General features: G+C 28.7%; 22 protein-coding genes and 1 pseudogene. 13 read left to right on the forward strand and 10 right to left on the reverse strand.

Annotated elements, in window-relative coordinates; all coding sequences use genetic code 11:
- Positions 1-639 (forward strand): annotated as a pseudogene (locus AJN58_RS10600) (sugar transferase); the annotation flags it as partial.
- Between the two features lie 518 nt (positions 640-1,157).
- Complete coding sequence (locus AJN58_RS10605) at positions 1,158-1,694, forward strand: DUF2972 domain-containing protein (RefSeq protein ID WP_410002401.1); 537 nt, start codon at positions 1,158-1,160, stop codon at positions 1,692-1,694.
- On the opposite strand, the gene AJN58_RS09070 is transcribed toward AJN58_RS10605, so the two are convergent.
- The 8 genes from AJN58_RS09070 to AJN58_RS09105 form a co-directional block, all read right to left on the reverse strand.
- Positions 1,683-4,202, reverse strand: coding sequence for a CDP-glycerol glycerophosphotransferase family protein (locus AJN58_RS09070; protein ID WP_044779303.1), 2,520 nt, complete (start codon positions 4,200-4,202; stop codon positions 1,683-1,685). The two genes, AJN58_RS10605 and AJN58_RS09070, sit on opposite strands and share 12 nt — an antisense overlap.
- Before the next feature lies 1 nt (position 4,203).
- Positions 4,204-5,832: a glycosyltransferase gene (locus AJN58_RS09075; protein WP_002870911.1), complete on the reverse strand. Its 1,629-nt coding sequence runs from the start codon at positions 5,830-5,832 to the stop codon at positions 4,204-4,206.
- Entirely contained in the window at positions 5,832-6,779 is a 948-nt protein-coding gene (locus AJN58_RS09080) for an SIS domain-containing protein (protein WP_044779285.1), read from the reverse strand. Before AJN58_RS09080 ends, AJN58_RS09075 begins: the two co-directional genes overlap by 1 nt.
- Positions 6,780-6,788: 9 nt before the next feature.
- Positions 6,789-8,447: a polysaccharide biosynthesis/export family protein gene (locus tag AJN58_RS09085; protein ID WP_044779286.1), complete on the reverse strand. Its 1,659-nt coding sequence runs from the start codon at positions 8,445-8,447 to the stop codon at positions 6,789-6,791.
- A gap of 1 nt (position 8,448) precedes the next feature.
- On the reverse strand, positions 8,449-9,567 hold the full coding sequence (locus AJN58_RS09090; RefSeq protein WP_044779287.1) for a capsule biosynthesis protein: 1,119 nt from the start codon (positions 9,565-9,567) through the stop codon (positions 8,449-8,451).
- Positions 9,567-10,229, reverse strand: coding sequence for an ABC transporter ATP-binding protein (locus AJN58_RS09095; RefSeq protein WP_044779288.1), 663 nt, complete (start codon positions 10,227-10,229; stop codon positions 9,567-9,569). Before AJN58_RS09095 ends, AJN58_RS09090 begins: the two co-directional genes overlap by 1 nt.
- Entirely contained in the window at positions 10,226-11,008 is a 783-nt protein-coding gene (locus tag AJN58_RS09100) for an ABC transporter permease (RefSeq protein ID WP_044779289.1), read from the reverse strand. The genes AJN58_RS09095 and AJN58_RS09100 overlap by 4 nt, the downstream gene beginning before the upstream one ends.
- Before the next feature lie 71 nt (positions 11,009-11,079).
- Positions 11,080-11,487, reverse strand: coding sequence for a hypothetical protein (locus AJN58_RS09105; RefSeq protein ID WP_044779290.1), 408 nt, complete (start codon positions 11,485-11,487; stop codon positions 11,080-11,082).
- Between the two features lie 74 nt (positions 11,488-11,561).
- Between AJN58_RS09105 and ciaI the strand changes: the two genes are divergently transcribed.
- Genes ciaI through AJN58_RS09120 form a run of 3 tightly spaced genes read left to right on the forward strand, consistent with a single transcriptional unit; the run spans position 11,562 to position 13,566 of the window.
- Positions 11,562-12,125 carry an intracellular survival protein CiaI gene (ciaI, locus tag AJN58_RS09110; RefSeq protein ID WP_044779291.1) on the forward strand — a complete coding sequence of 188 codons (564 nt, stop codon included), beginning with the start codon at positions 11,562-11,564 and terminating at the stop codon, positions 12,123-12,125.
- A gap of 36 nt (positions 12,126-12,161) precedes the next feature.
- Entirely contained in the window at positions 12,162-12,851 is a 690-nt protein-coding gene (gene dut / locus AJN58_RS09115; RefSeq protein ID WP_044779292.1) for a dUTPase, read from the forward strand.
- 1 nt (position 12,852) lies between these two features.
- Positions 12,853-13,566 carry an EI24 domain-containing protein gene (locus tag AJN58_RS09120; protein ID WP_044779293.1) on the forward strand — a complete coding sequence of 238 codons (714 nt, stop codon included), beginning with the start codon at positions 12,853-12,855 and terminating at the stop codon, positions 13,564-13,566.
- Here AJN58_RS09120 and tilS read toward each other — a convergent pair.
- The gene (gene tilS / locus AJN58_RS09125; protein WP_044779294.1) at positions 13,549-14,514 is read right to left on the reverse strand and encodes a tRNA lysidine(34) synthetase TilS; all 966 of its coding nucleotides are present in this window, start codon (positions 14,512-14,514) and stop codon (positions 13,549-13,551) included. The genes AJN58_RS09120 and tilS overlap by 18 nt on opposite strands.
- Positions 14,504-15,823, reverse strand: a complete 1,320-nt coding sequence (gene rimO / locus AJN58_RS09130) for a 30S ribosomal protein S12 methylthiotransferase RimO (RefSeq protein WP_044779296.1) — start codon at positions 15,821-15,823, stop codon at positions 14,504-14,506. Before rimO ends, tilS begins: the two co-directional genes overlap by 11 nt.
- A gap of 73 nt (positions 15,824-15,896) precedes the next feature.
- Between rimO and prfB the strand changes: the two genes are divergently transcribed.
- The 8 genes from prfB to AJN58_RS10235 all read left to right on the forward strand — a co-directional run bounded on the left by prfB (position 15,897) and on the right by AJN58_RS10235 (position 23,447).
- The gene (prfB, locus tag AJN58_RS09135; protein ID WP_044779297.1) at positions 15,897-16,994 is read left to right on the forward strand and encodes a peptide chain release factor 2; all 1,098 of its coding nucleotides are present in this window, start codon (positions 15,897-15,899) and stop codon (positions 16,992-16,994) included.
- A gap of 13 nt (positions 16,995-17,007) precedes the next feature.
- Positions 17,008-17,913 (forward strand): sulfate adenylyltransferase subunit CysD, encoded by a 906-nt coding sequence (gene cysD / locus AJN58_RS09140; RefSeq protein ID WP_044779298.1) that lies wholly within the window; start codon positions 17,008-17,010, stop codon positions 17,911-17,913.
- Entirely contained in the window at positions 17,913-19,328 is a 1,416-nt protein-coding gene (gene cysN, locus AJN58_RS09145; RefSeq protein ID WP_044779300.1) for a sulfate adenylyltransferase subunit CysN, read from the forward strand. The genes cysD and cysN overlap by 1 nt, the downstream gene beginning before the upstream one ends.
- Complete coding sequence (locus AJN58_RS09150) at positions 19,325-21,037, forward strand: SLC13 family permease (protein WP_044779301.1); 1,713 nt, start codon at positions 19,325-19,327, stop codon at positions 21,035-21,037. The genes cysN and AJN58_RS09150 overlap by 4 nt, the downstream gene beginning before the upstream one ends.
- 7 nt (positions 21,038-21,044) lie before the next feature.
- Positions 21,045-21,644: an adenylyl-sulfate kinase gene (gene cysC, locus AJN58_RS09155; RefSeq protein WP_044779302.1), complete on the forward strand. Its 600-nt coding sequence runs from the start codon at positions 21,045-21,047 to the stop codon at positions 21,642-21,644.
- A gap of 86 nt (positions 21,645-21,730) precedes the next feature.
- Positions 21,731-22,462, forward strand: coding sequence for a sulfotransferase family protein (locus AJN58_RS10445; protein WP_261665686.1), 732 nt, complete (start codon positions 21,731-21,733; stop codon positions 22,460-22,462).
- 176 nt (positions 22,463-22,638) lie between these two features.
- Complete coding sequence (locus AJN58_RS10450; protein ID WP_261665687.1) at positions 22,639-22,935, forward strand: hypothetical protein; 297 nt, start codon at positions 22,639-22,641, stop codon at positions 22,933-22,935.
- On the forward strand, positions 22,935-23,447 hold the full coding sequence (locus AJN58_RS10235; RefSeq protein ID WP_052521779.1) for a radical SAM protein: 513 nt from the start codon (positions 22,935-22,937) through the stop codon (positions 23,445-23,447). Before AJN58_RS10450 ends, AJN58_RS10235 begins: the two co-directional genes overlap by 1 nt.
- Positions 23,448-23,453: the final 6 nt, after the last annotated feature.

Here is a 23,453-nt window from a genome sequence, read left to right on the forward strand (position 1 = left end):
GGGGGGGGTACATAACATTATTTAAAAAACTTTATAAAATTAAAAAACAACACAAAAAAGAACAAAAAATTTATCAACAAAGCATACAAGTTTTTCCTCAACTCAAATATCCAAGTTTAGAAACATGCAGTGATTATGAGCAAGCTTTAAGATATAAATTTCATTTATCCTATATGCTAGGTGAAGTTTTAATCAAGGCTGATAAAACCTGGTATAAAGGAAGTGGATTTAAACTAAAAAATGATATTGAAAAAGCTAAAAAAGAATTCCAAATTTTTAGAGAAATTTTTAAAGAATTCGATCAGATTAGCTCTAGCATCCTTGAAGGATTGATAGATAATAAACAATTATTTTTAAAAAAATTTCTAAGAATAAAAAATATATTAAAAATTCATCAAGACTATAAAACAATATTAGATAATATCTTTCACAATTTTAATTATTTTATACAAAATTTTGATCTTATAGAAGAATGGTTGTTATCAGATGATTTTAATGAAAGATATAAAAAAGGAAATCATCCTTACCCTTCTTTACTTGATCCTAAGAAACTAAATGATGAAAATGAAAAAATCAATTATCATAACATACCTGCTGAACTTGCATGGGATATGAATTTACCCTTACCTGATGGGTATAAGTTTGTGTTTATGCATGATCCAGGTTCTGGGCATTTAGCAATGGAAAGATTTTTATATGAGTGCAATATTAACCTAATAAGCTACTATTTTAGACAAACTACAAAAGAGATGTATCATGTAATTTACGAACAATCAAAAACAAAAAATGCTTTGGCACTTTATGGAAATTTTTGGATAAAAGGAAATTATTTTTTTGATACTTTATCCTTAAAACCTACATTATATTTAACAAGAGATCCGTTATCCAGAATGAAAGCTTATATTAACCACGCTTATCCAAAAAATGATCGTTTTATTCATAATATTTCACTTGAAGATAATCCTTTAAAAGTTTTAGATTGTGTCTGCTACGCTAATGGTTTAGATATAATTTCTATCCAATTATGTAAAAAATATATTTTTGAAGATCATGAGAAGTTATTTTGGGTTCAAAAACATTTTATACATTTGCTAAATCGATGCAATGTATCTTATATAGATATGGAAGAAATTAATTTAAAAAATGCATTCAATACAATGAAAAAACTTGCAAAAAAATTTAATTTTTCACAACCTGATATAAAAAATTTAATTGTATTCCAGACAAGAATGACTGGTATTTTTGATTTTATACTTCCCAAAACTCTTGATATACCAATTGGTAACAAAAAAATTCAAATTATTATAACTACTAAAAATAGAACTGTGGGAAATTTTATTGATATTACAAACAAAATCTTTGATAAAAAATTAAAAAATAAAAATATAGCTTTATACATCACTCAGAAACACTTTAATAAATTATCTAAAAATCATAAAATATTTAATCAATGTCAAGAATATTTATCTTTGTTTTTAATCGAGTTAGAAAAAAAAGTTGAAAATGAACAAAGTAAAAAAATCAATGAAATGAATATATTGGAATATCTTAAGCAAGATTGTGAATCAAGAATAGAATTAAAGAAAATTCTAGATAAAGAACTAATCCACATCAAACAACATCGTCCAGATATAGTAGCTTCTTGGAAGTATTATCAAGAATTTGAAAAAATGTGTAAGGAGTTAGATGGATAAAATTGTTTGCAAAACTTTTTCTAAAGAATTTGCCTTAGGGATTAAAAAATTATTTTTAAAACTATTATAGTTTTGCAGCTTCATTTTTAATTCATATAATAGATTATCTATATCTAAAACTACAGTTCCAAATCCATCTTTGTTATAGTTAAAATAGCCTTGAGCATAAGTATGTTTTGTAAATAACTCATCTTTATCAAATTGATAATAAATCACAGGCTTTTTTAAAACAGCCATCTCAAAAGCCACACTTGAATAATCCGTTATCATTAAAGATGATTCACAAAAAAGCTTTTGCATACTTATTTCAATAGAAGGTATTATAATATAATTTGGTAAATCAAAACCTTCCACATAAGGTCTAATTTGTGGATGAGGATTAAAAACTATTTTATAATCATATTTTTCATATAATTCTTGTAATTTTTTACTGTATAAAAAAGAACCCCATCTATAAAAATACTCACTTTCATAAAATTTTGGATTAAATCTTCTTTTCATTAATTTTTTACTATAAGAACCTACTATATATTCTCTCCAAGTAGGCATAATAAGAATTTGTTTAGTGTTTATTTTATTGTTTTTAAGTAAAGCATCCCATCTAGGAAATCCTGTTAATTTTACCTCTTTGGGAGTAAATTTATAACGATTAAAATCTCCTACTATAGAATTATACTCATCTTGCATTCCAGTAATAAATAAATCAATTTTTCTTTGATTCAACCAAGAAGATAAATCATCTTTTGTGATCCCATGTTGTAAAAATATGAAATCTTTAGTCTTTAAAGTATTTTCTCCCAAGGCTTCAAAAAAATACCTATCAATATGTGATGAAATGAGTTTATCAGCCTTAAAAACCAAATATTTAAATTTAAAACTTTTTGGATCAACCAATTTAAAACCTTCTTTTTTTAGTCTTTTATAATCATGAGAATTTTTTCTAAGGACAAAGACGATATTTTTCTCAGGATGATTTTTCATAACATAGCGATATAAATGTTCAGCATTATCATCAGCCCTAAAGGGCATATCAGCAAAAAGCCATAATGATTTATTTTTAGCCCTTCTTTTTTTTAACTTTTTAATCTCATAAGAAATATCATAAAAAGTACATCTTTTTTCTTGATAGATTATATCAACCTTTTTATCGTTAATAAAACAAATCATATTTTTAGCATCTATAAAAAATTTAAGCCAAATTCTTCTTTCATAGATAAAAACTCGGTTTAAAAAATCATATTGTCTGATTTTTGAACAAGTGATTTTAGCCAACCTATCATCAAAAAGCATTTTAATTTCATCATTAACATCTGCTGTATAAAATTTAATCAAAATTTCATCATTTTTATCATCCATTTGTTCAATAAAAACTTTATCTATAAGTACTTTTTCTTTTTTAAAACAATGCAAAAATCCCATTTTGTGTAAAAACAAAAAAGAATTGAAATTAAATTTTATTATATTTTCATTATCAATAAAATAACAAATTTGATCAAGTAAATCAAGATATTTATGAATTTTAGCTTGATTTATAAAAGATAATTTTTCAGGATGATTAATCAGTTCTTGCACCTGCCAAAATAATTCATACAAAATAACATTTTGTATGAAAATAGGAATTTTATCTTGCTTTGCTACGAAATTTAAAAGTTCCAAATATCCTTTTTCTAAAATTTCCAAATAGTCAAATTTATTTTCATTTTTTTTATCCAAAGTGGAACTTTTATCAAATCTTTTTCTATAAAAATATCTTGCATTTTTTAAAAATATAGATTTTAGATTTAAATTTTTAAATAAATAAGTATTAATAAATTTTCCATCTTCAAAATTTAAAGTCAAATTTTCATCAAAAAAAGTATCTTTAAGATAATCACATCTTAGAAAACATGATGCAGCTGAAAGTTGAATATTTTCATTTAATTTTATATTATCATAAACACTTTTTTTTCTTTTGAATTTAAAATTTAAAGCATGAGTATCTTTATATAAAATCTTTCTTTTTTCTCTATAAAAAATAATATTTGTAGCCACCATAACTATATTATTTTGTTTTTTTAAAAAACTATCTACCTCATAAAAATAATCCCTATCTAAAAAATCATCAGGGTCAGTAAAGGTTACCCAAGGAATATTTAAATCATTTTCTTTTAAATATTTTAAACCTAAATTCCTCGCACTTGCTTGACCACCATTTTTTTTGTATAAATAGATAATATTTTTTGGGTGTTTATTTTGATATTTTTTAATGATATTAGCTGAATTATCAGTAGAGCCATCATCAACACAAATTAGATAAATATTACTTTTAAAATCCAATCTTTGATTAATTATAGACTTAAAAAAATCATCTAAATATTTTTCCACATTATAAACCGCTGAAACTATGATATATTTATTATAGGCTTTGTATTTTTTAGGTTTAAATTGTTTTAGAAAATTTTCTAAGGAAATTAACAAACTTTTAAAGAAGAAAGATATATTTTTTTTATACTTTGTTTTTAACAACATATCAATTTCTAGCATTTTTAGCTCTCAAATCCTCAAAAAACCCCTTAGGATTAAAAAACAATTTTCTTGCCAAACGATAAAATTTAGTATGTGAAATCATAGCGCCAAGATACTCTAAACCTAAAATTTTCATCAAAAATGAAAAAGGTCTTATACTCTTAAGCTCATACAAATAAGGTTTATAAACAAAAGATCTTAAAGGATAAAAGCTTTTATCATGTTTTTGCGCCATCAGCATTTTTTCTTTATCAATGATGATTTGATAAAAAATCCCATCATGCTCAAAACTATAAACTTCGTTAATCAAATAATAAAGCATTTCATACAAATCACACTTATCATTATTATTTTGGCTTAAAAAATCCAAGATAACTTTTTTTTTATCCTCCTTTAAAGTTAAGAAATATTCTTTCACTTGATAAAGTTTTTGCTCGCTTAAAATTAAATCTTGTTTATAATCTAAATCTAAATTTTTTGCAAAAAACCAAGAATGAGGTAAAATTCCTTTTTGAAAATAAAAAATATCACAATAATCTATACCATCAATTTCTTCTTTTATACTTGCATCCAAAAATATTTTAGTGATTTTTTCTTGTTGTAAAAAATCCAACAAAAGTTCATATTTTAACTCCTTAGCTATAAAAAAATCACTTATATTTTTATAAATGATTTCTCCCACATAAACACTAATATCCTTAAAATCATAATTTTGATCTTTAAAAAGCATTAAAACTTTTTCACCTTTGGCTTTAAAAACTTGCAAAGGTTTTAAATCGTGTTTTTTGATATTTTTTAAATGCTTATAAAAAAGCTGATGATTCTTATCTTTATTTTGCATATAAGCATTTTGATTGGGTTCTATATGATAAAAATGATACATATAAATTCCATAAAAACAAGCCTCATAACCAAGTAATGAAAACCAAGATCTAAAACCTTTAAAGTCAAAAAAATTCCAATTTCTAGCATCATAGCTTAAATTAACAGGCATTTTTTCAAAACTCACACAAGTTTTTAAAATTCTAGCAAAAAGATCAAAATCTTCATAACCATGTCCGATAAAATTTTCATCATTTCCGCCCAATCTTAAAAACTGATGTTTATTTATCACGATACTTGAAGTAGAACTTGGGGAAAAAAATTTTACCCAAGTATTTTTTGCTGTAAATAAATCCTCTTGTATTAAAATATCCCAAAATTTATCATCGTATTGTTTTAATTTTTCATTAGCTTCTTTACTAAGATACACTACGGGTAAAACTATCAAAGCATTGATATTTTGAGAAATATTTTTAATTTGAATTAGTTTTAAAATTTTTTCAAAATTATCCAAAGAAATATAACAATCCACATCCAAAAACAAAAGAACATTTGAATGCGCATAACTTGCTCCTAAATTCCTACATCTTCCTTGAGAAAAAGCTTTTTGATCCATATCTTTAAGATAAATATGATGGTTTGCTTGGATAAAATTTTTAAGCTCGTGATCTTTAGATGAATACCCTTCAACGAAAATAAATTCTATATTCTCATCGCTTTGAAAAGATTTAGCCTTTTTAACAACCCTTTCTTCTATATAAGGACGCTCCTTACTTAAGCCAAAAGGGATAATAACAGATAAAAGAGCCATTAAACATTTCCTATAGCATAAAGTTGGATAATCCCTACAACTTTTTCTTCTTTCCCTACTATAATTTCTTTAATTTTATGTTTTAGCATGATTTCTTCTGCTTCACTTGCCATAGCATCAGCATCGACTACTTTAGGATTAGTGCTCATGATTTCTTTAGCTTTAAAATCAAATCTTGGCTTATCACTTGCCTTTAAAGCACGACGCAAATCTCCATCGGTAATAATGCCAACCAATTTTTCATTTTCAAGCACCACACAAAGCCCTAGCTTTCCACTAGTCATCACATCAACAAGATCATTAAATTCGGTATCAGGATGCACTATAGGAAGGTTACTTGAAACCATAAGATCTTTTACCTTGGTTAAAAGCTTACGTCCCAAACTTCCCCCTGGATGAAAAAGGGCAAAATCATCGGGCTTGAAATTTCTTACCTTCATCAAAGCAGCCGCTAAAGCATCCCCCATAACCAAAGTTGCCGTTGTCGAAGACATAGGAGCAAGCTGTAAAGGACAAGCTTCCTTTTCCACAGCTATATTTAAAAATATATCGCTTTGCTTTACAAGGGTAGAATTTTTTTTACCACACATTACTATAAGTGGAATTTTACGCTTTTTTATGGCTGGAATGATTTTTAAAATTTCTTCAGTTTCTCCTGAATTTGAAATAGCAATTAAAACATCTTCGGAAGTTAACATTCCAAGATCTCCATGCAAAGCCTCTCCTGGATGGATGAAAAAGCTTGGCGTTCCTGTACTTGCTAGAGTAGCTGCTATCTTAGCACCTATATGGCCTGATTTACCCATACCACTGACTATACAACGCCCTTTGGTATTTAGCATCAAATTCACAGCTTGATTAAAATTTTCATCTAAGTTTTTAGTCAAATCCAAAATAGCTTGCGCTTCTTTTTCAAAAACTTCTTTAGCTATTTCAAGAGTATTCATTTTTAAACCTTAAAGATTAAGCACAACATTGGTTGCGATAGCAATTTGATAAAGAATTTGAGTTAACATTGAAAAAATTTGCAAATTCTCACTATCCACTTTTGGCAATACCAACACAGAATCGCCTGGTTTCATATCTATACCGCTATGATATTTTTCAGCTTTTCCATTGCTTCGTATCACCAAAACTTTTGAAGTATCCGCTCTTTCTCCATAACCTCCTGCAAGATTGATATAATATCTTAAATCTTTACCCTTATCATACACAAAAGCCCCAGGTAAAGAAACCTCGCCTTGAACTATGACAAGATTATTCTTACTTGGTACATTAATAGTATCACCATCTTCTAAAATAACCGAATTATAAGATTTTGGATTATCGATGACAATTTGGCCTTTTGGTTGCACTTGCTTAGCTCTTTGGATAAATTCTAAAATCGTTTTTGCTTGTTGAGCTCTTATAGCTGCACCTTGAGATGTAACAGAACTACTAGTTAAAGCTAGAGTTTCAAGCTCTTTAAGCTGAGCATTGATAAGTTCTTTTTGAGTTCTAGCTACACTTTTTCTAAATACTTGCAAAGCTTGCATGTTTGATTGCGGATTAGCTTTGATTAGTTTAGAAATATCTTCTAAAGTCGTTCCTTTACCCACAACCAAAGTTTTTAAACCATTATGCTCACCATTTATACTTATAGTTATATTTTCAGAAACATACTCAGGGCGAAATTCTACCTCATCTCCCGTTCTAAGCAAAACTTTTGAAAATTGCATTTTATTATAAGCACTGACATCAAGTTTATGATCTTCACCATAACTTTTTACGATAGCATTAGTCACGATAGGTTTAGCACCTGATACTCTAGCTAAGTCAGCTAAAGTTTTAATATCATTAGAAAGTTCAAAACGAAAAGGTTTTTGCACATCACCGTTAACAAAAGCGTAATTTTGAACATTTCCCACTAAGATAACATCTCCGCTTCTAAAAGGAAAAAGATCCATTTGCCCCTTTAGTAAAAAATCATATAAATCTATATTTTTTATCACGCTGTTATTGCGCAAAATTTGAATATCTCTAAAACTTCCATATTCTAAATTTATACCCCCTGCTTTATCAAGATACTGTATTACTGAATCCGAACTAAGTCCTTGATAAAGTCCTGGAGCATTAACACTTCCTGTTACAAAAACACTGACATTTTGATAAGCATTCATATCTGCATAAACAAAAACATTGCTTTTATAGATTTTATTAACACGTGCTTTTATAACACTTACAAGAGCACTATTTTTCACACCTAGTAAATTTACGGCTCCTACTTTAGGGATAAAAATATTTCCTTGAGAATCCACCACTAAAACTTGCGAAAACTCAACAGCTCCCCAAATTTTAAGACTGATTTGATCACCAACTGCGATCTTATAATCTGGGTTATAAACTCTTTGATTGTAATTTTTAAAATTTCCATTAAAAAGATGAGCACCAAATACTAAAATTTGATGAATTTTTGTAAGATTATTTTCTTTATTTGCTATATCATAATTTGAGCTTAAATTTTGATCTATACTAGTTGTAATAGAACCTTGATCTTCCGCTGAAATGATTTGTGAAACATCTACAGCTCCAAAACATAAAATACAACTAAAAAATAAAATTAATATTTTTTTCATTTTAATACTTATGCTCCTCTATTATCATTTTAATAAATTTAACAATCCCAAAAATCAAAGATAATACAATAAATGCTGTTAAAATATCATAAATTCTTTCAGGATATTTTGCGCTTTCTGGAATATCTGGACTTTGAATGATAACAAGTTGTTTTATTTTTCTTAATGCTTCTATTCTAGCACTTTCATAAGCTTTTAAAGCTGCTTCATAAGCTTTTTGCGCAAAAGTAGCTTCTATAGTTAAATCCTGAAATTTAGCAGCCAAATCATTAAGCTTTTGAGAAGAATTGTTAGCTGAAATTTTAGATTTTTCCCTTAAAAGTTGTTTTTTGATTGCTTCAATTTCTGCTTTAAGTGCCACTACTTCAGGTGCTGCATCGTTCATATAGCTTTGTAAAGTTAAAAGTTTAGCTTCTTTTTGAGCTAAATTAGCCTCAATTTGCGCAACCAAGCTTGCTTTGGTTTCAGCTTGCTTTAAAGGATTAAAAACTCCATATTTATTTTGAAAAGCAATCAAATCATTTTGTGCTTTTTGATAACGTTCTTTGTATTTTTGTACTTCATTTTCAGCAAAAGCCATTTGTTCCCTAGCTGCTTTATGAGAAATTTCATTGATAAACTTTTCGCTTTCTTGCATAATAGTTTGAGCAATCAAATGAGCTGATTTAGGTGTAAAACCCTCTACTTCAACTTTTAAAAGTTTAGTGGTTTCATCCGTATGAACCTTAACTCTTGCTTGATAGTATTTAAGATAAGATTCTATCGAACTTGAATCCCAAATTTTAAAAGGTAAATCTATATGTTGTTCTTGATAAAGATTTTTAAGTTTGATTTTTTCATCCAAAATCTTTAACATATCACTTGATTCTATATAACCTTTTAGATAATTTAAATCTTCGCTTGCTGTAGAAGTACTACTAAGCAAAGACAAGATTCCACTTGTTTGAACACTTTCTCCACTTGTTGATCTAACATCTAAAATCATCGTGCTTACATATCTTGGTGCTGCAATCAATGTATAATAAATCACAACAAAAATCATTATAAACCAAACAATTTTAAAAGAATCAAATATGCTTAGATCTTTGATTTTTTCTAATAAAGTTTTATTTTCTTCCATTAAGCTTTTCCTTGATATACAGATATTCCTTCATCTATATCATCATAAACCGCAATTTGTCCATTTTTCATATAAATTATTTTATCACACCATTCTTTAATTTCAGCTACATCATGAGATACCATAATCACTTTTGATTTGCTTAATCTTTCCCTATATAATTTCACGCTTTTTTCCCTAAAAGCAGGATCTCCAACAGCCCCTGCTTCATCGATCAAATAATAATCAAAATCAAAAGCCATACTAAGTCCAAAAGCTATCCTAGCACTCATTCCCGAAGAGTAAGTCTTCATAGGCTCATCAAAAAATTTCCCAAGTTCTGCAAAATCTTCTACGAATTTTACTTTTTCTTGAAGTTCTTTACCCTTATATCCATACACTCTAGCTACAAATTTAGCATTATCTCTAGCGGTTAAAGAACCTTGAAAAGCTCCATTTAAACCCAAAGGCCAAGATAATTTTTTATTGGTAATTATCTTACCACTATCAGGAAGCTCTGCTCCACTTAAAAGTCTCATAAGAGTGGACTTACCTGCGCCATTACCTCCCATCAATCCTATACTACAATTTTCAGGGAATTCAAAAGTAAAATTTTTAAAAACATAATGCCTTCCACCGCTAAATAAAGGATAAGATTTAGTTAGATTAATTAGCTTTATCATTCTTTTTTTGCCGCCGTTAAAGCTTGTCTGTTATAGTAATAGACAAAAAGTCCTATAAACAAAACAAGTAAAATCCAAAATATAGCATAAAAATAACTATATTCATCTTGCAAAGGATAATTCTCAAAAAAATTAAATCTTAAAAGCTCCATTATGTGAAGCAAAGGATTATAATAAAATATATCAAGTAAAGGTCTTGGCATAAGCCAAGTAGGAAATATAATCCCAGAGCTCCAATAAAACACTATGCTAAAATAAGCTAATAAAATTCTTAAAGGCTCTACAAAATGCCAAATAATAGCAAAACAAATCCCCAAAGCAAAAGCTGAGCACATAAGTAAAAAAATACAAAATAAAACTCCAAGTAAATGAACAGGAAATACATCAAATCTAAAAAACCATCCCGCAAAAAAAAGCACAGTGATAAAAATCACAAAATAAATACAAAATTCAAGCAAAGTTCTAGCAATAAATACATGTATAGGCTTTACAGGTTTATAAGCAAAAAGAGCCAAATTTGCTTGAGTACCATTCATAAGTTGAGTTACTATACTTCTAAACATAAAATAAGGCATAATACCTGAAGTCAAAAACATAAAAATAGAAATTCCTTCAGGCATAACTTGATGATAATATTCTCTTATGATAGTGACAATTACCGTGATGGCAAGTGTTATTGACATTGGTTCTCCAACTACCCAAAGATAACCCAAATGCCTATTAGCGCCAAATCTAGTTTTTAACTCTCTAAAAAATAAAGCGTGAATTACATTTAACATTTATTTTCTATACCTAACAATTTACATAAAATATAATCATAACTCATTTTTTTAAACAAAACAATAAAAAATTACTTTCTGTAAAATTCAAGCTTTTTACTAAGTCCTAAAGCATTGTTAGTAAATTTAAGCCAAAAAAGCTCTAAGGCATAAATTTTTACACTTTTATCAAACTTAGCAAAGGGAAATTTAGAAAAATAAATTTTCATTTGTTCCTTGTTTGCGATTCTAAACTCGGCCTTAGCTTGCACACCTTTTAAAAAGGCTATTTTATTTTCTTTGGCTATATTAAGTGCTACACTTGAATTTTCACTGGCTAATCTTATGTGCTTAGTATCTTCATGAGAAGCGATAATAAAAGCTAAATTCTTCTCATCAAAAACATAAAAAGCACTAGCTGTATAAACACCTTTTTCATCAATCATAGCCCAAGATAAAAGCTGCTCATTTTTTATAAATTCTAAAATTCTTTCATCCATATTGTAAAAATTATACTAAAATATTTTTAAAAATAACCGATTTTTAATTTAAACTATAAATATAAGGGGAAGAAATGCAAATTGATGTTAGCAAAAACCAAAGTTTTTCGATGGATTATACAACAAAAAGTGGCAAACATTTAGCCCTTTCTATGTATGACAATCAAAACGTAAGTTATGCAAATAATGAAGAAGGTAAAACTCTTAATCTTAAGCGTCAGTATGGCTTTAGCTTTACTTTTGAAGGCTCTAAACTCACACAAAATGATCTTGATGAAATTAAAAATGCTATGAAAGAAGTTGAACCCATGATCAAAGACTTTTTAGCAAATTCTAAAGTCGGAGAGTTAAAGCCAAAAGAAATTATAGAATCAGCTATGCAAATGGCAAATGTTCTACCAACACCAAATGATGTAAACCATCAAAATGCTATTATGAATAATTTTACAAATAAACTCAGTGATTTACTAAAACAAAATCAAACAGATGATAAAGATATCAACACTTCTATGCTTGAAGATAGCAAAAAACTTCTCGATGAAGTTTTAGAACAAATGAAAAAACAACTTGAAAAACAACAAGAAAAAGCCAAGGAAAATCAAGATAAGACAGATGATAGTTTAAATCTTTACGCTTAAATCATATAATATTAAAAATTATCAAGGAGTTTTTAAATGACAAATATCGAAATTTTAGAAAATATGCTCAAACTCCAACAAAAACTCAACGATGAAACCAATGGCTTAAATTGGGAAAATGGCTATACCAAAGAAGGAAAACTGATCAGTTGGAGACGCTGTGTATATATGGAATGTGCAGAACTTATAGACTCTTTTGCATGGAAACATTGGAAAAACATTTCAAGTCCGACAAATTGGGAAAATGTACGCATAGAGATTGTCGATATTTGGCATTTTATCTTAAGTCTTTTACTTGAAGAATATCGCAATAAAAACGGAAATGATTTTAAAATTATAGCCAATGAAGTGATTTCAGTGAGTGTATTTCAGGATTTTTGCAAAGAAGAAGAATATCCTAGCGAAAGCGATATTTATGGTATTTTAAATGATATAGAGCTTATTATCCACAAATGCAGTGGCTTTGGATTTAATCTTGGAGAATTACTTTCAACCTATTTTACCCTAGCTATTAAATGCGGGCTTAATCTTGAAATTCTTTATAAAACCTACATAGGAAAAAATGTTTTAAATATTTTTAGACAAAACAATGGCTACAAAGATGGCAGCTATAAAAAAACTTGGAATGGCAAAGAAGACAATGAAGTTTTAGCTCAAATTTTAGAACAAGAGCTTGATTTTGATACTATTTATAAAAAACTAGAAGAATGCTACAAAAAGGCATAATTTGGATATTTTAAAACTTGCGATCAAAGATTTTTTAAGTCTTAAATTTTTAAAATTTGCCTTAATTCCTTTGATTTTTAGCCTTGTACTGATACTTTTTTTAGGAATACTTGGCTTTTCAGCTTTGCTGGATTATTTTAATTCTTTATTTAGCGTTGGAGAGGATTCGTTTTGGGCGTGGTTTTATGCCCTTCATTTTGTGCAAATTTTAATCACCATCATAAGTTTTTTATTTTCAGGTTTTATTGTTGTTTTTGCTTCGGTTTTTTTAGCCCTTTTTATCACTTCTTTTCTTACCCCTTTTATCGCTAAAGAAATCAACCAAAAATATTACCATTATGATAATACAAACGAAGTTTCAACCCTAAAAACTATCTTTAAATTTTTTAAAATATTTATAAAATTTATAGGGATTTTATTGCTTTGTACCTTGACTTTATTTTTACCTTTTATCAATATTTTTGTATATTATCTTGCCTTTTATTATCTCTTTCACAAACTTTTAATGATTGATATTACAAGCACGATTTTAGACAAAGAAAGTTTTAAAAATTTTCATTCTGATTTTTCGCCTTTAGAGTTTAAATTTAGCACTCTTTGTTTTTATCTACTCTCATCAGTACCACTTTTAGGACTTTTTTTGCAAGTGTTTTTTGTGATTTTTCTCACACATTTAGCCTATCAAAGAATTTTAAAACTAAAAGCTAAGACTTGAAATATCGATTTTATGATTATATAAATAAGCTCTTAAAAGCTTTGGAATTTTAGCTATTCTGCACTCTTCTTTAAAATTTTTAGGTAATTTTTGACAAGTTTCATACTCAAAAACAATAGCTTGTTCGTTTTTATATACAAGTGCTATTTTACCACCTAAAACACAATCACCCTTTAAAAGCTCTTTTCTTTGTGCCGTACTTAAAAGTAAACCTTTCATTTTCACCGCTCTAGCGATCAAGCTTTCATTTTTAGGGCAAATAAGAAGTCCTTGAATTTCTTTGATATTTTCAAAATCATAAAGTTTTTTCCTATCTTCATCAAGATAAAAAAAGCTTCTTTTTAAACCCTGATGAAATTCACTCACAAAGGCATTAGAAAAATTTTTTCTCATATAATTTCTAAAATATTTTTCATTTTCATTACTTTCATCATGAAAATAAAAAATATCTTTTTCTTTTAAAAAAGATGAAATTTCATCTTTACTTATAAAGAGTAAAGGGCGTAACAGTGTATAATTTGAGCGTTTTTCACACTCTTGCATACCTAAAATTTCAGCTAAACCTGCGCCACGAGAAAGTTGCATTAAAAACCATTCAAATTGATCGTTTAAATGATGCGCTAAGATAAGATGATCATAATCTTGCTCAAGACAAATTTTTTCAAAAAAATCATAGCGAAAATCTCTAGCTTTTTTTTCAAAATTACTTTGAAATTTAGGAGCGTGTTTTATAAAAATTTTTTTATGAAATTTCAAAGCAAGTTCTTTAGCTTTTAACTCTTCTAAATCACTATTTTTTCTAGTTTTATAATTTATCATCACAAGATCAAAGTCGATCTTTTCTTGTATTAGAAGATAAAAAAGCGCACTAGAATCACTTCCATAAGAAAAAGCGAGTAAATTTTTACCCCTTTTTAAAAGGGCTAAAATTTCATCTTTAATTTGCATCTACTTTTCTTAAAGCCTTAGCAAGGAGCTTTTTATCAAGGTTTTGTAAAATTTCACATTCATAAATTTGCCCCATTTCTAGATTTCCACATTCGCTTTCATTGATAAGAATTTCCCCATCAATCTCTCTATCCCATCTTAAATCTTTAGCTGCAATGAAAAACTCTCCCTCACTACTTTCTCCCGTGCAAACTACTAAACACTTTTGCCCTACTTCTTTTTCAAAACTTTTTTCTATCACTTTATCAACAATTTTTTCTATGATTTTAAGTCTTTTATTAATCACTTTAAAAGGCACTTGCTCCATATCAAAAGCGGCCGTATCTTCTTCCTTAGAATACGCAAAAACGCTTATCCTATCAAAACCAAAATCTTTAACAAACTCACAAAGCTCTTCAAAATCCGCCTCACTCTCACCTGGATGTCCTACGATAAAGCCCGTGCGTAAAAAACTATTTGGCGCACTTTTCATTAAATTTAGCATTTCTTTAAGTCTTGTGCTATTTGCCCCACGCTTCATGATTTTAAGCATATTATCACTTATGTGCTGCAAAGGCATATCAAAATAATTTACAAAAATTTCAGAAGCTATAATGCGTTTGATCAAAGCTTCACTCGCACTCGTAGGATAAAGATATAAAATTCTAGCCGCTCTTATGCCTTTGATTTTTTCTACCTCATCGATCAAGCGTATAAGCCCATCTTTTTCACCCTTATCAAACAAATAAGAACTCGTATCTTGTGCAATAAAAGAAAAGTCCTTATAACCTCTAGCCACCAAATCTTTAAGCTCAGCTATAATGCTACTTATCTCACGAGATTTTAACTTGCCTTTAAAACTTGGGATGGCACAAAAAGAGCATTTTTGATTACAACCTTCGGCGATTTTTATAAAAGCATGGGAATTTGAACCTGTGATAATACGTTTGGAATTTTCACTTTGCAAATAAGTCGAATTGGAAAATAAATTTGTTTTTTTAAGTATCATTTCATCGATTCTTTCATAATCACCCACACCTGTGAAAAGATCAACCTCAGGAAGTTCTTTCATAAGTTCTTCGCGGTAACGCTGCATCAAACAACCCGTAACCACCAAAAGAGAATCTTTTTTTCTTTGTTCGTGCAAATCTAAAATCGCATTAATACTTTCTTTTTTTGCACTATCGATAAAACCACAGGTATTTACGATTAAAACATCGGCTTTGCTTGGTTCATCGCAAAGCTCATAAGCACTAAGGCGTCCTAGCATGATCTCACTATCGACTAAATTTTTATTACAACCTAAAGACATAAGATAAAGTTTTGACATTTTTTTCCTATATTAAAGTTTTCTTTTGATATAATTTTTGATTTTAAAAATATAATTATAGCAAAGAAATTTTATGGATAATTACGAATTTAGCGAACTTTTAAAAACTTTAAAAAACAAAGTCGGCAACATAGCCTCCATCATCAAGCCTGAAAATATCCAAACAAGGCTTAAAGAAATCGAAGAACTTGAAAATTCTCCTTCTTTTTGGAGTGATGTCAAACAAGCAGGGATCATAGGCAAAGAAAAAACCAAAATCACCAATCTACTTAAAAACTATGAAAATGCTTTTAACACTCTAAATGACGCAAGCGAACTTTTCGATCTAGCCAATAGTGAAAACGATACAGAAACGCTTGAAGCTTTATTTAACGACGCACCAAAACTTGAAGATACCATCACAAGTCTTGAAATTTCCATGCTTTTAAGTGGGGAAAATGATGGTAAAAATGCCATTGTTTCTATTCACCCAGGTGCAGGTGGAACGGAAAGTAATGACTGGGCAAGCATACTTTATAGAATGTATTTAAGATTTTGCGAAAGAGAAGGTTTTAAAGTCGAAACTCTAGACTTTCAAGAAGGCGAAGAAGCAGGGCTTAAAGATGTGAGCTTTTTGGTTAAAGGCGAAAATGCTTATGGTTATTTAAAGGCTGAAAATGGCATTCATCGTTTGGTAAGAACTTCTCCTTTTGATAGTGCAGGACGCCGTCATACAAGCTTTTCAAGTGTTATGGTAAGCCCTGAACTTGATGATGATATAGAAATTGAAATCGAAGAAAAAGACATAAGAATAGATTATTACAGAGCAAGTGGTGCAGGCGGACAACATGTTAATAAAACAGAATCAGCTGTGAGAATCACACATTTTCCAACTGGTATAGTTGTACAATGCCAAAATGACAGAAGTCAGCACAAAAACAAAGCCACTGCTTTTAAAATGCTAAAATCTCGCCTTTATGAGCTTGAACTCATGAAACAACAAGATAGTGCTAATGCTGGAGAAAAAAGCGAGATAGGCTGGGGGCATCAAATCCGCTCTTATGTACTTTTCCCTTATCAGCAAGTCAAAGACAATCGCAGTGGAGAAGCTTTTTCTCAAGTGGATAATATCCTTGATGGAGATATTAAGAAAATGATAGAAGGCGTTTTGATTGCTTTGAAAGCAGAATGATAAAAGGATTAAAATGACTTTCAATCTTACCCATCTAAGACAACTTGAAAGTGAGTCTATTTTCATCATGCGTGAAGTAATATCTGAATTTGAAAAGCCAGCTATGCTTTATAGCATAGGTAAAGATAGTTCAGTGATGCTTCATCTTTTACAAAAAGCTTTTTATCCAGCCACTCCTCCTTTGCCTTTAGTGCATGTAGATACGACTTGGAAATTTAAAGAAATGATAGAATTTCGTAATAAAAGAGCTAAAGAACTCGGTATGGAACTTATCGTTTATACTAATCCAAAAGGCAAAGAAATAAATATATCCCCTTTTATACATGGCTCAAATATGCATACAGATATCATGAAAACTCAAGCTTTAAAGCAAATGCTTGATTTATACGAATTTGATGCTGTTTTTGGAGGAGCTAGACGTGATGAGGAAAAATCACGAGCAAAAGAGAGAATTTATTCCTTCCGTGATGAAAATCACACTTGGGATCCTAAAAATCAACGCCCAGAACTTTGGAATTTATATAATGGACGCCATAAAAAAGGAGAATCCATAAGAATTTTTCCGCTGAGCAATTGGACTGAACTTGATATTTGGCAGTATATATACCTTGAAAATATTCCTATACCAAGTCTTTATCTTGCCAAAAAAAGACCTATAGTTGAATACATGGGAACAAAAATTTTAGTTGATGATGATAGAATGCCAAAAGATTTAGCAAAAAATGCTAAAGAAGAAATGGTAAGATTTAGAACCTTAGGTTGCTATCCTCTAACCGGAGCCATAAATTCAAATGCCACAAGTGTTTTAGATATCATAGAAGAACTGCTTCTAGCTACAACCAGTGAAAGACAGGGAAGACTTATAGATAGTGATGAAGAAGCTAGCATGGAAAAGAAAAAACAACAAGGATATTTTTAATGCAAAGTGTAGAAAATTATCTAAAAGAACATGAAAATAAAGAACTTTGTCGTTTTATCACTTGTGGTAGCGTTGATGATGGAAAATCCACTCTTATAGGAAGATTGCTTTATGATACTAAAGCTCTTTTTAGCGATCAATTAAGCACTCTAGAAAAAGATAGTAAAAAAATGGGGAATGCCGGAGATAAACTTGATTTTGCACTTTTAGTAGATGGGCTTGCAAGCGAAAGAGAACAAGGCATTACCATAGATGTGGCTTATAGATTTTTTACCAGTAATAAACGCAAATTTATTATAGCTGATACACCAGGGCATGAACAATACACTAGAAACATGGCAACAGGAGCAAGTACAGCAGATATTGCTATTATTTTAATTGATGCAAGAAAAGGGGTTTTAAAGCAGACTAAAAGGCATTCTTATATAGTGAGCTTACTTGGTATTAAAAATTTTATCATTGCCATTAACAAAATGGATCTAGTTTCTTACGAAGAAAAAATCTTCAATGATATTTGTAAAGATTATGAAAAAATCATCCCTTATTTGCAAGAAGGTATCCAAACACATTTTATTCCCATTTGTGCTTTAAATGGTGAAAATATCATTCAAAAAAGTAGAAATTTATCTTGGTATAAAGGCGAAACTCTACTTGCACTTTTAGATGAAATTAAAATAAATAAAATCATTCAAAATGATTTTATCATGCCTGTGCAGTATGTTAATCGCCCACATTTAAATTTTCGTAGTTTTTGCGGAAATATAGCAAATGGTTATGTAAAATTACAAGATGAAGTTATAGTCTTGCCTTCTATGCAAAAATCTAAAATTAAAAGTATCATTACAAATGATATTAAAGATTTAAGAGCTTTAGATGAAAATGAAATCATTCCAAGTCAAAATGAAGCTTGTGTTAATATGGCCGTAAGTTTATGTTTAGAAGATGAAATCGATATTTCTAGAGGCGATATTTTGACATCTATCAACCATGATCTTAAAATGAGCAATGCTTTTGAAGCTATGATTATATGGATGAGTCAAAAACAATTAAATCTTAATGAAAATTATCTTATAAAAAGAGCTCATAATCTTTGCAATGTTAAATTTGAAAATATTAACTATAAAAAAGATATCAATACTTTTAAAGAAGAAAATGCCTCAAATTTAATACTTAATGATATTGCAAATTGTACTTTAAAACTAGATAAAAATTTAGCACTTAAAGAGTATAAAGATAATAAAACCTTAGGATCATTTATTATCATCGATAAATATAGCAATGAAACCTTGGCCGCAGGTATGATAATAAAAATTTTAAATTCACAGCAAAGCCAAAGAATTTACACTCAAGCTGAAATAGAATTTAACGCTTTTATAAGAAAAAACTATCCAGAATGGGGGTGTAGAAAAATATGAAAATCATAGTAGGTATCACGCTTTTAATTCTACTTATATTGCTCATACGCAACAAAATAAAGCCTGCTGTTTTATTTGGAAGTTTGGCAGGATTTTACTACGCTTTAGGTTATCTTGATTTTAAAACTTGGATAAGTTCTTATACAAATGATTCTTTAATTTCACTCATGTTACTACTTTTAGTTTCTATCGCTGTTGAAAAAACTATCATTATAGAATGGGCAAGTAAATTTATCATAGGAAAAAATTATAATCTTTCTCTTTTGAGATTAGGTGTAATTACTTGTGCGGTTTCAGCCTTTTTAAACAATACCGCAGTAGTAGCAAGCTTTATGGGTATAGTAAAAAACAATAAATTTCAAGCTCCTTCAAAGCTTTTAATCCCTCTTTCTTATTTTGCCATAGTAGGTGGTGTTATCACTCTTGTGGGAACTTCTACAAATTTAATCATCAATTCCTTTGTGGTGCAAAATGGACTACCAAGTCTTAAAATGTTTGATTTTTTTTATATAGGTATAGCTTTAAGCATAGGAATGATTTTGGTTTTGATGATTTTTAGTAAATTATTGCCCCATTATGAAAATAAAGATAAAAATATAAAAGAACATTTAATCGCTTTAAAAGTTTTAGAAAATAGCTCTTTAATAGGTAAAAGCATAGAAGAGAACAAACTTAGAAATTTAGAGTTTTTATTTTTAGTAGAAATTCAAAGAAACAATCAAAGCATCACCCCCGTTTCACATAATGAAATCATAAATGCAAAAGATACACTTATATTTAGTGGAGATATTTCACAACTTGAAACTCTAAATAAATTTGATGGCTTAAAACTTGCAGATGGTTATGAGTTAAAAGAAAGTAAATTTATCGATGCAATCATTTCTCCAACTTCTAATTTAATTGGAAAAAGCGTAAAAGAAGCTAATTTTAGATCTAAATTTGACGCAGCTATTATTTCTTTACAAAGAGGAGATGTGCATATCAAAAAAATTGGCGAAAGTGTTTTGCAAGCTGGAGATAGAATGATTTTAGCTGTGGGTAAAGATTTTATCCTAAGGGATAATTTGGCTAAAAATTTTTATTTACTTTCAAATATCAAACAAAACGAAAAACTTGATGCTAAAAAAAGCTTATTGACTATAATGGCTTTTTTAAGTGTTATTGTTTTTTCGGCTTTAAATTTTATCTCTTTTACCAAAGCTTTGCTTATTTGTTTGGGCTTTTTACTACTTTGCAAATTTATCAAGCTTGATGAAATAAAAAGGCGTTTTCCTTTTGATATTTTTATCATAGTAGGCTCTTCTTTAGCAATTACTAAAGTACTTGTAGATAGCGGACTTGCCAAAGATTTAGCTCAACTTATCACAGGTTTTTTTGGACATTATGGAGTTTATGGAAGTTTTATAGGAGTTTATCTTTTAACCCTACTTTTAACCGAATTTATTACCAATAACGCTGCTGCGGCCTTAGCTTTCCCTATAGGTTTTGCCACAGCTCAAACCTTGGGAGTAAATCCTTTGCCCTTCATCTTTGCTGTAGCTTATGGTGCTAGTGCTGGGTTTATGATACCACATGGATACCAAACTCATTTAATGGTTAGCTCGCTTTGTGATTACAAAATGACAGATTTTATAAAAATAGGTGCCATTGTTTCTATCGTATATAGTGCTATAGTTCTTATAGGCGTACCTTTAATCTTTAATTTTTAGGATATTTATGGATAAAAATCTTACTTGGCATAACACAAATATCACCAAAGAACAAAGATCAAAACTTAAAAATCAAAAACCTTGTGTACTTTGGCTAACAGGACTTAGTGCAAGTGGAAAATCAACCATTGCCAATGCTTTAGAACAGAAATTACACGAGCTTGGTTTTCATACTTATTTGCTTGATGGAGATAATATTCGCTTGGGTTTAAATAAAGACTTGGGCTTTGATGAAAACTCAAGAGTGGAAAATATAAGACGCATAGCAGAACTTTGCAAACTTTTTGTTGATAGTGGTTTGATTATACTAAGCGCTTTTATCTCGCCCTTTAAAAGCGATAGAGTTTTAGCAAGATCTTTGGTAAAAAAAGATGAATTTATAGAAATTTTCGTAGATACACCTTTAGAACTCTGTGAAAAAAGAGATCCTAAAGGACTTTACAAAAAGGCAAGAAATGGAGAAATAAAAAATTTCACAGGCATAGACAGTCCTTATGAAAAACCTCAAAATCCTGAAATTCATTTGCAAAATTCCAAAGCCAAACTTAATGAAAATGTAGATATAATCTTAGACTATCTTAAAGAAAATGGATATATTGATGCTTGAAAAAATTTATGTAGAAAATAAAAATATTTGAGTAAAAAATTTTTACATAATAAATTTTAAAAATTCTTGTTTGATGGAGTTAAATATTGTTTAAAGATTATCACGATAAATATGGTTGTATCTTTATCCATGTGCCAAAAGTTGCTGGAACAAGTATAGAACGAGTTGTTTTTGAAACAGACAAATGGCTTGTTGGACATGTAAGAGCATTAGACTATATCAATCAAGATAAAAACAAATTTGAAAGTTATTTTTCCTTTGCTTTTGTAAGAAATCCTTTTGACAGAATGGTTTCTGCATTCCATTATCTTAAAAAAGGTGGTGGAAATGATTATGATAAAAATTGGGCAGATGAAACTTTAAAAAACTTTGATACTTTTGAACAATTTGTTTTGGCTTTAAAAAATAAAAATATCAAAGATAAAATTCTATCTTGGCAACATTTTACTCCGCAATATAAATTTATCTGTGATGAAAATAAAAATATTTTAGTTAATTTTATAGGTAAATTAGAAAATATAAATAATGATTTTAAAATAGTTAAAAACGAATTAAATTTTGATAGAAATTTAATTCATTCAAATTCCAGTAAACATGAAATTTTCTCAAATTATTACAATGAAAAAACATACAATATAATAGCAGAGCTTTATAAGGAAGATTTTGCATTATTTGATTATGATTTGGAGTATAAAGAATCTATTTATAAGAATTCAGATGTACAATTCTTATTAAATATGTACAAAGAAAAATTATTTTCAAAAAATAAAGAAATAGAAAAACTTAGATTATCACAATTTAAAAAAATAAAGAAATAAATTCCCAAAATAATATAATCTTACAACAAACTAATCAAATTCATAATTTAAATACAACCTTAGAAAATAAAAATCAATTATTAATTGCAAAACAAAACCTGCTAAATTTCCAAAATCGCTATGGAAAAGCTAAAATAAGAATTCAAAACCAACTTTCTTATAGACTAGGACAAGCTTTGATTTTAAATTCTAAAAGTGTATTGGGTTTTTTATCTTTGCCTTTTATAATATTAAGCATTGTTATTTCACATAAACAAGAACAAAAGGCTTATAAATTTAAAGTAAAGAAAAATCCAAATTTAGCTTTACCTCCTTTAGAAACTTATCATGATTATAATGAAGCTTTAAAAGAAAAAGAATGTTTTACTTATAAATTAGGAGAAGAATTTATTAAGGCTAGTAAAAATTGGTATTGGGGTGGGTATATTAAATTTTGGTTAATTAACATACAAAATTTAAAAAGGAAAAATTAATGAAACTAAAACAATGGCTATTATCACTAGTAAAAAAACTACAAACTAAAAAGAAATATAAGCATATTTTAGAATTGCAATCTAGAATTACAGAACTAGAAAAAATAAATAATATTTTATTAAACAATATGACAACGGGGGGGGGTATAACAGAAAAAATTAAAAAAATTACTCCTAGGCCTTTTTTACACGGTATTAGTTTTCATTTAGCAGAACACTGTAATTTAAATTGTTTTAGTTGCGATAATTTCTCTCAGATAGCTAAAAAAGGCTATTATGAATTAAATCAATTTGAAAAAGATGTGCAAAGAATATTTCACATTACCGAAGGAATGGTAGAACAGTTTTATTTAGCAGGAGGGGAACCTTTGATGAATAAAGATTGTAAAGAATATTTTTATATTTTAAGGAAATATTTTAAAAATAACTCAATTTGGTTAATTACTAATGGAATTTTACTCCCAAAACAAGATAATTCTTTCTGGAAAGCTTTAGAAGAAAATACATCCTAAGACCTA

It is taken from the genome of Campylobacter sp. BCW_4321 (assembly GCF_001763075.1).
GTDB lineage: Bacteria > Campylobacterota > Campylobacteria > Campylobacterales > Campylobacteraceae > Campylobacter_D > Campylobacter_D jejuni.

Bases quoted from the DNA above. Each gene is read 5' to 3' on its own strand.
- AJN58_RS10605 (WP_410002401.1), top strand. From the start codon at position 1,158: ATGAAAAAACTTGCAAAAAAATTTAATTTTTCACAACCTGATATAAAA.
- AJN58_RS09070 (WP_044779303.1), bottom strand. From the start codon at position 4,202: ATGTTGTTAAAAACAAAGTATAAAAAAAATATATCTTTCTTCTTTAAA.
- AJN58_RS09075 (WP_002870911.1), bottom strand. From the start codon at position 5,832: ATGGCTCTTTTATCTGTTATTATCCCTTTTGGCTTAAGTAAGGAGCGT.
- AJN58_RS09080 (WP_044779285.1), bottom strand. From the start codon at position 6,779: ATGAATACTCTTGAAATAGCTAAAGAAGTTTTTGAAAAAGAAGCGCAA.
- AJN58_RS09085 (WP_044779286.1), bottom strand. From the start codon at position 8,447: ATGAAAAAAATATTAATTTTATTTTTTAGTTGTATTTTATGTTTTGGA.
- AJN58_RS09090 (WP_044779287.1), bottom strand. From the start codon at position 9,567: ATGGAAGAAAATAAAACTTTATTAGAAAAAATCAAAGATCTAAGCATA.
- AJN58_RS09095 (WP_044779288.1), bottom strand. From the start codon at position 10,229: ATGATAAAGCTAATTAATCTAACTAAATCTTATCCTTTATTTAGCGGT.
- AJN58_RS09100 (WP_044779289.1), bottom strand. From the start codon at position 11,008: ATGTTAAATGTAATTCACGCTTTATTTTTTAGAGAGTTAAAAACTAGA.
- AJN58_RS09105 (WP_044779290.1), bottom strand. From the start codon at position 11,487: ATGGATGAAAGAATTTTAGAATTTATAAAAAATGAGCAGCTTTTATCT.
- ciaI (WP_044779291.1), top strand. From the start codon at position 11,562: ATGCAAATTGATGTTAGCAAAAACCAAAGTTTTTCGATGGATTATACA.
- dut (WP_044779292.1), top strand. From the start codon at position 12,162: ATGACAAATATCGAAATTTTAGAAAATATGCTCAAACTCCAACAAAAA.
- tilS (WP_044779294.1), bottom strand. From the start codon at position 14,514: ATGCAAATTAAAGATGAAATTTTAGCCCTTTTAAAAAGGGGTAAAAAT.
- rimO (WP_044779296.1), bottom strand. From the start codon at position 15,823: ATGTCAAAACTTTATCTTATGTCTTTAGGTTGTAATAAAAATTTAGTC.
- prfB (WP_044779297.1), top strand. From the start codon at position 15,897: ATGGATAATTACGAATTTAGCGAACTTTTAAAAACTTTAAAAAACAAA.
- cysD (WP_044779298.1), top strand. From the start codon at position 17,008: ATGACTTTCAATCTTACCCATCTAAGACAACTTGAAAGTGAGTCTATT.
- cysN (WP_044779300.1), top strand. From the start codon at position 17,913: ATGCAAAGTGTAGAAAATTATCTAAAAGAACATGAAAATAAAGAACTT.
- AJN58_RS09150 (WP_044779301.1), top strand. From the start codon at position 19,325: ATGAAAATCATAGTAGGTATCACGCTTTTAATTCTACTTATATTGCTC.
- cysC (WP_044779302.1), top strand. From the start codon at position 21,045: ATGGATAAAAATCTTACTTGGCATAACACAAATATCACCAAAGAACAA.
- AJN58_RS10235 (WP_052521779.1), top strand. From the start codon at position 22,935: ATGAAACTAAAACAATGGCTATTATCACTAGTAAAAAAACTACAAACT.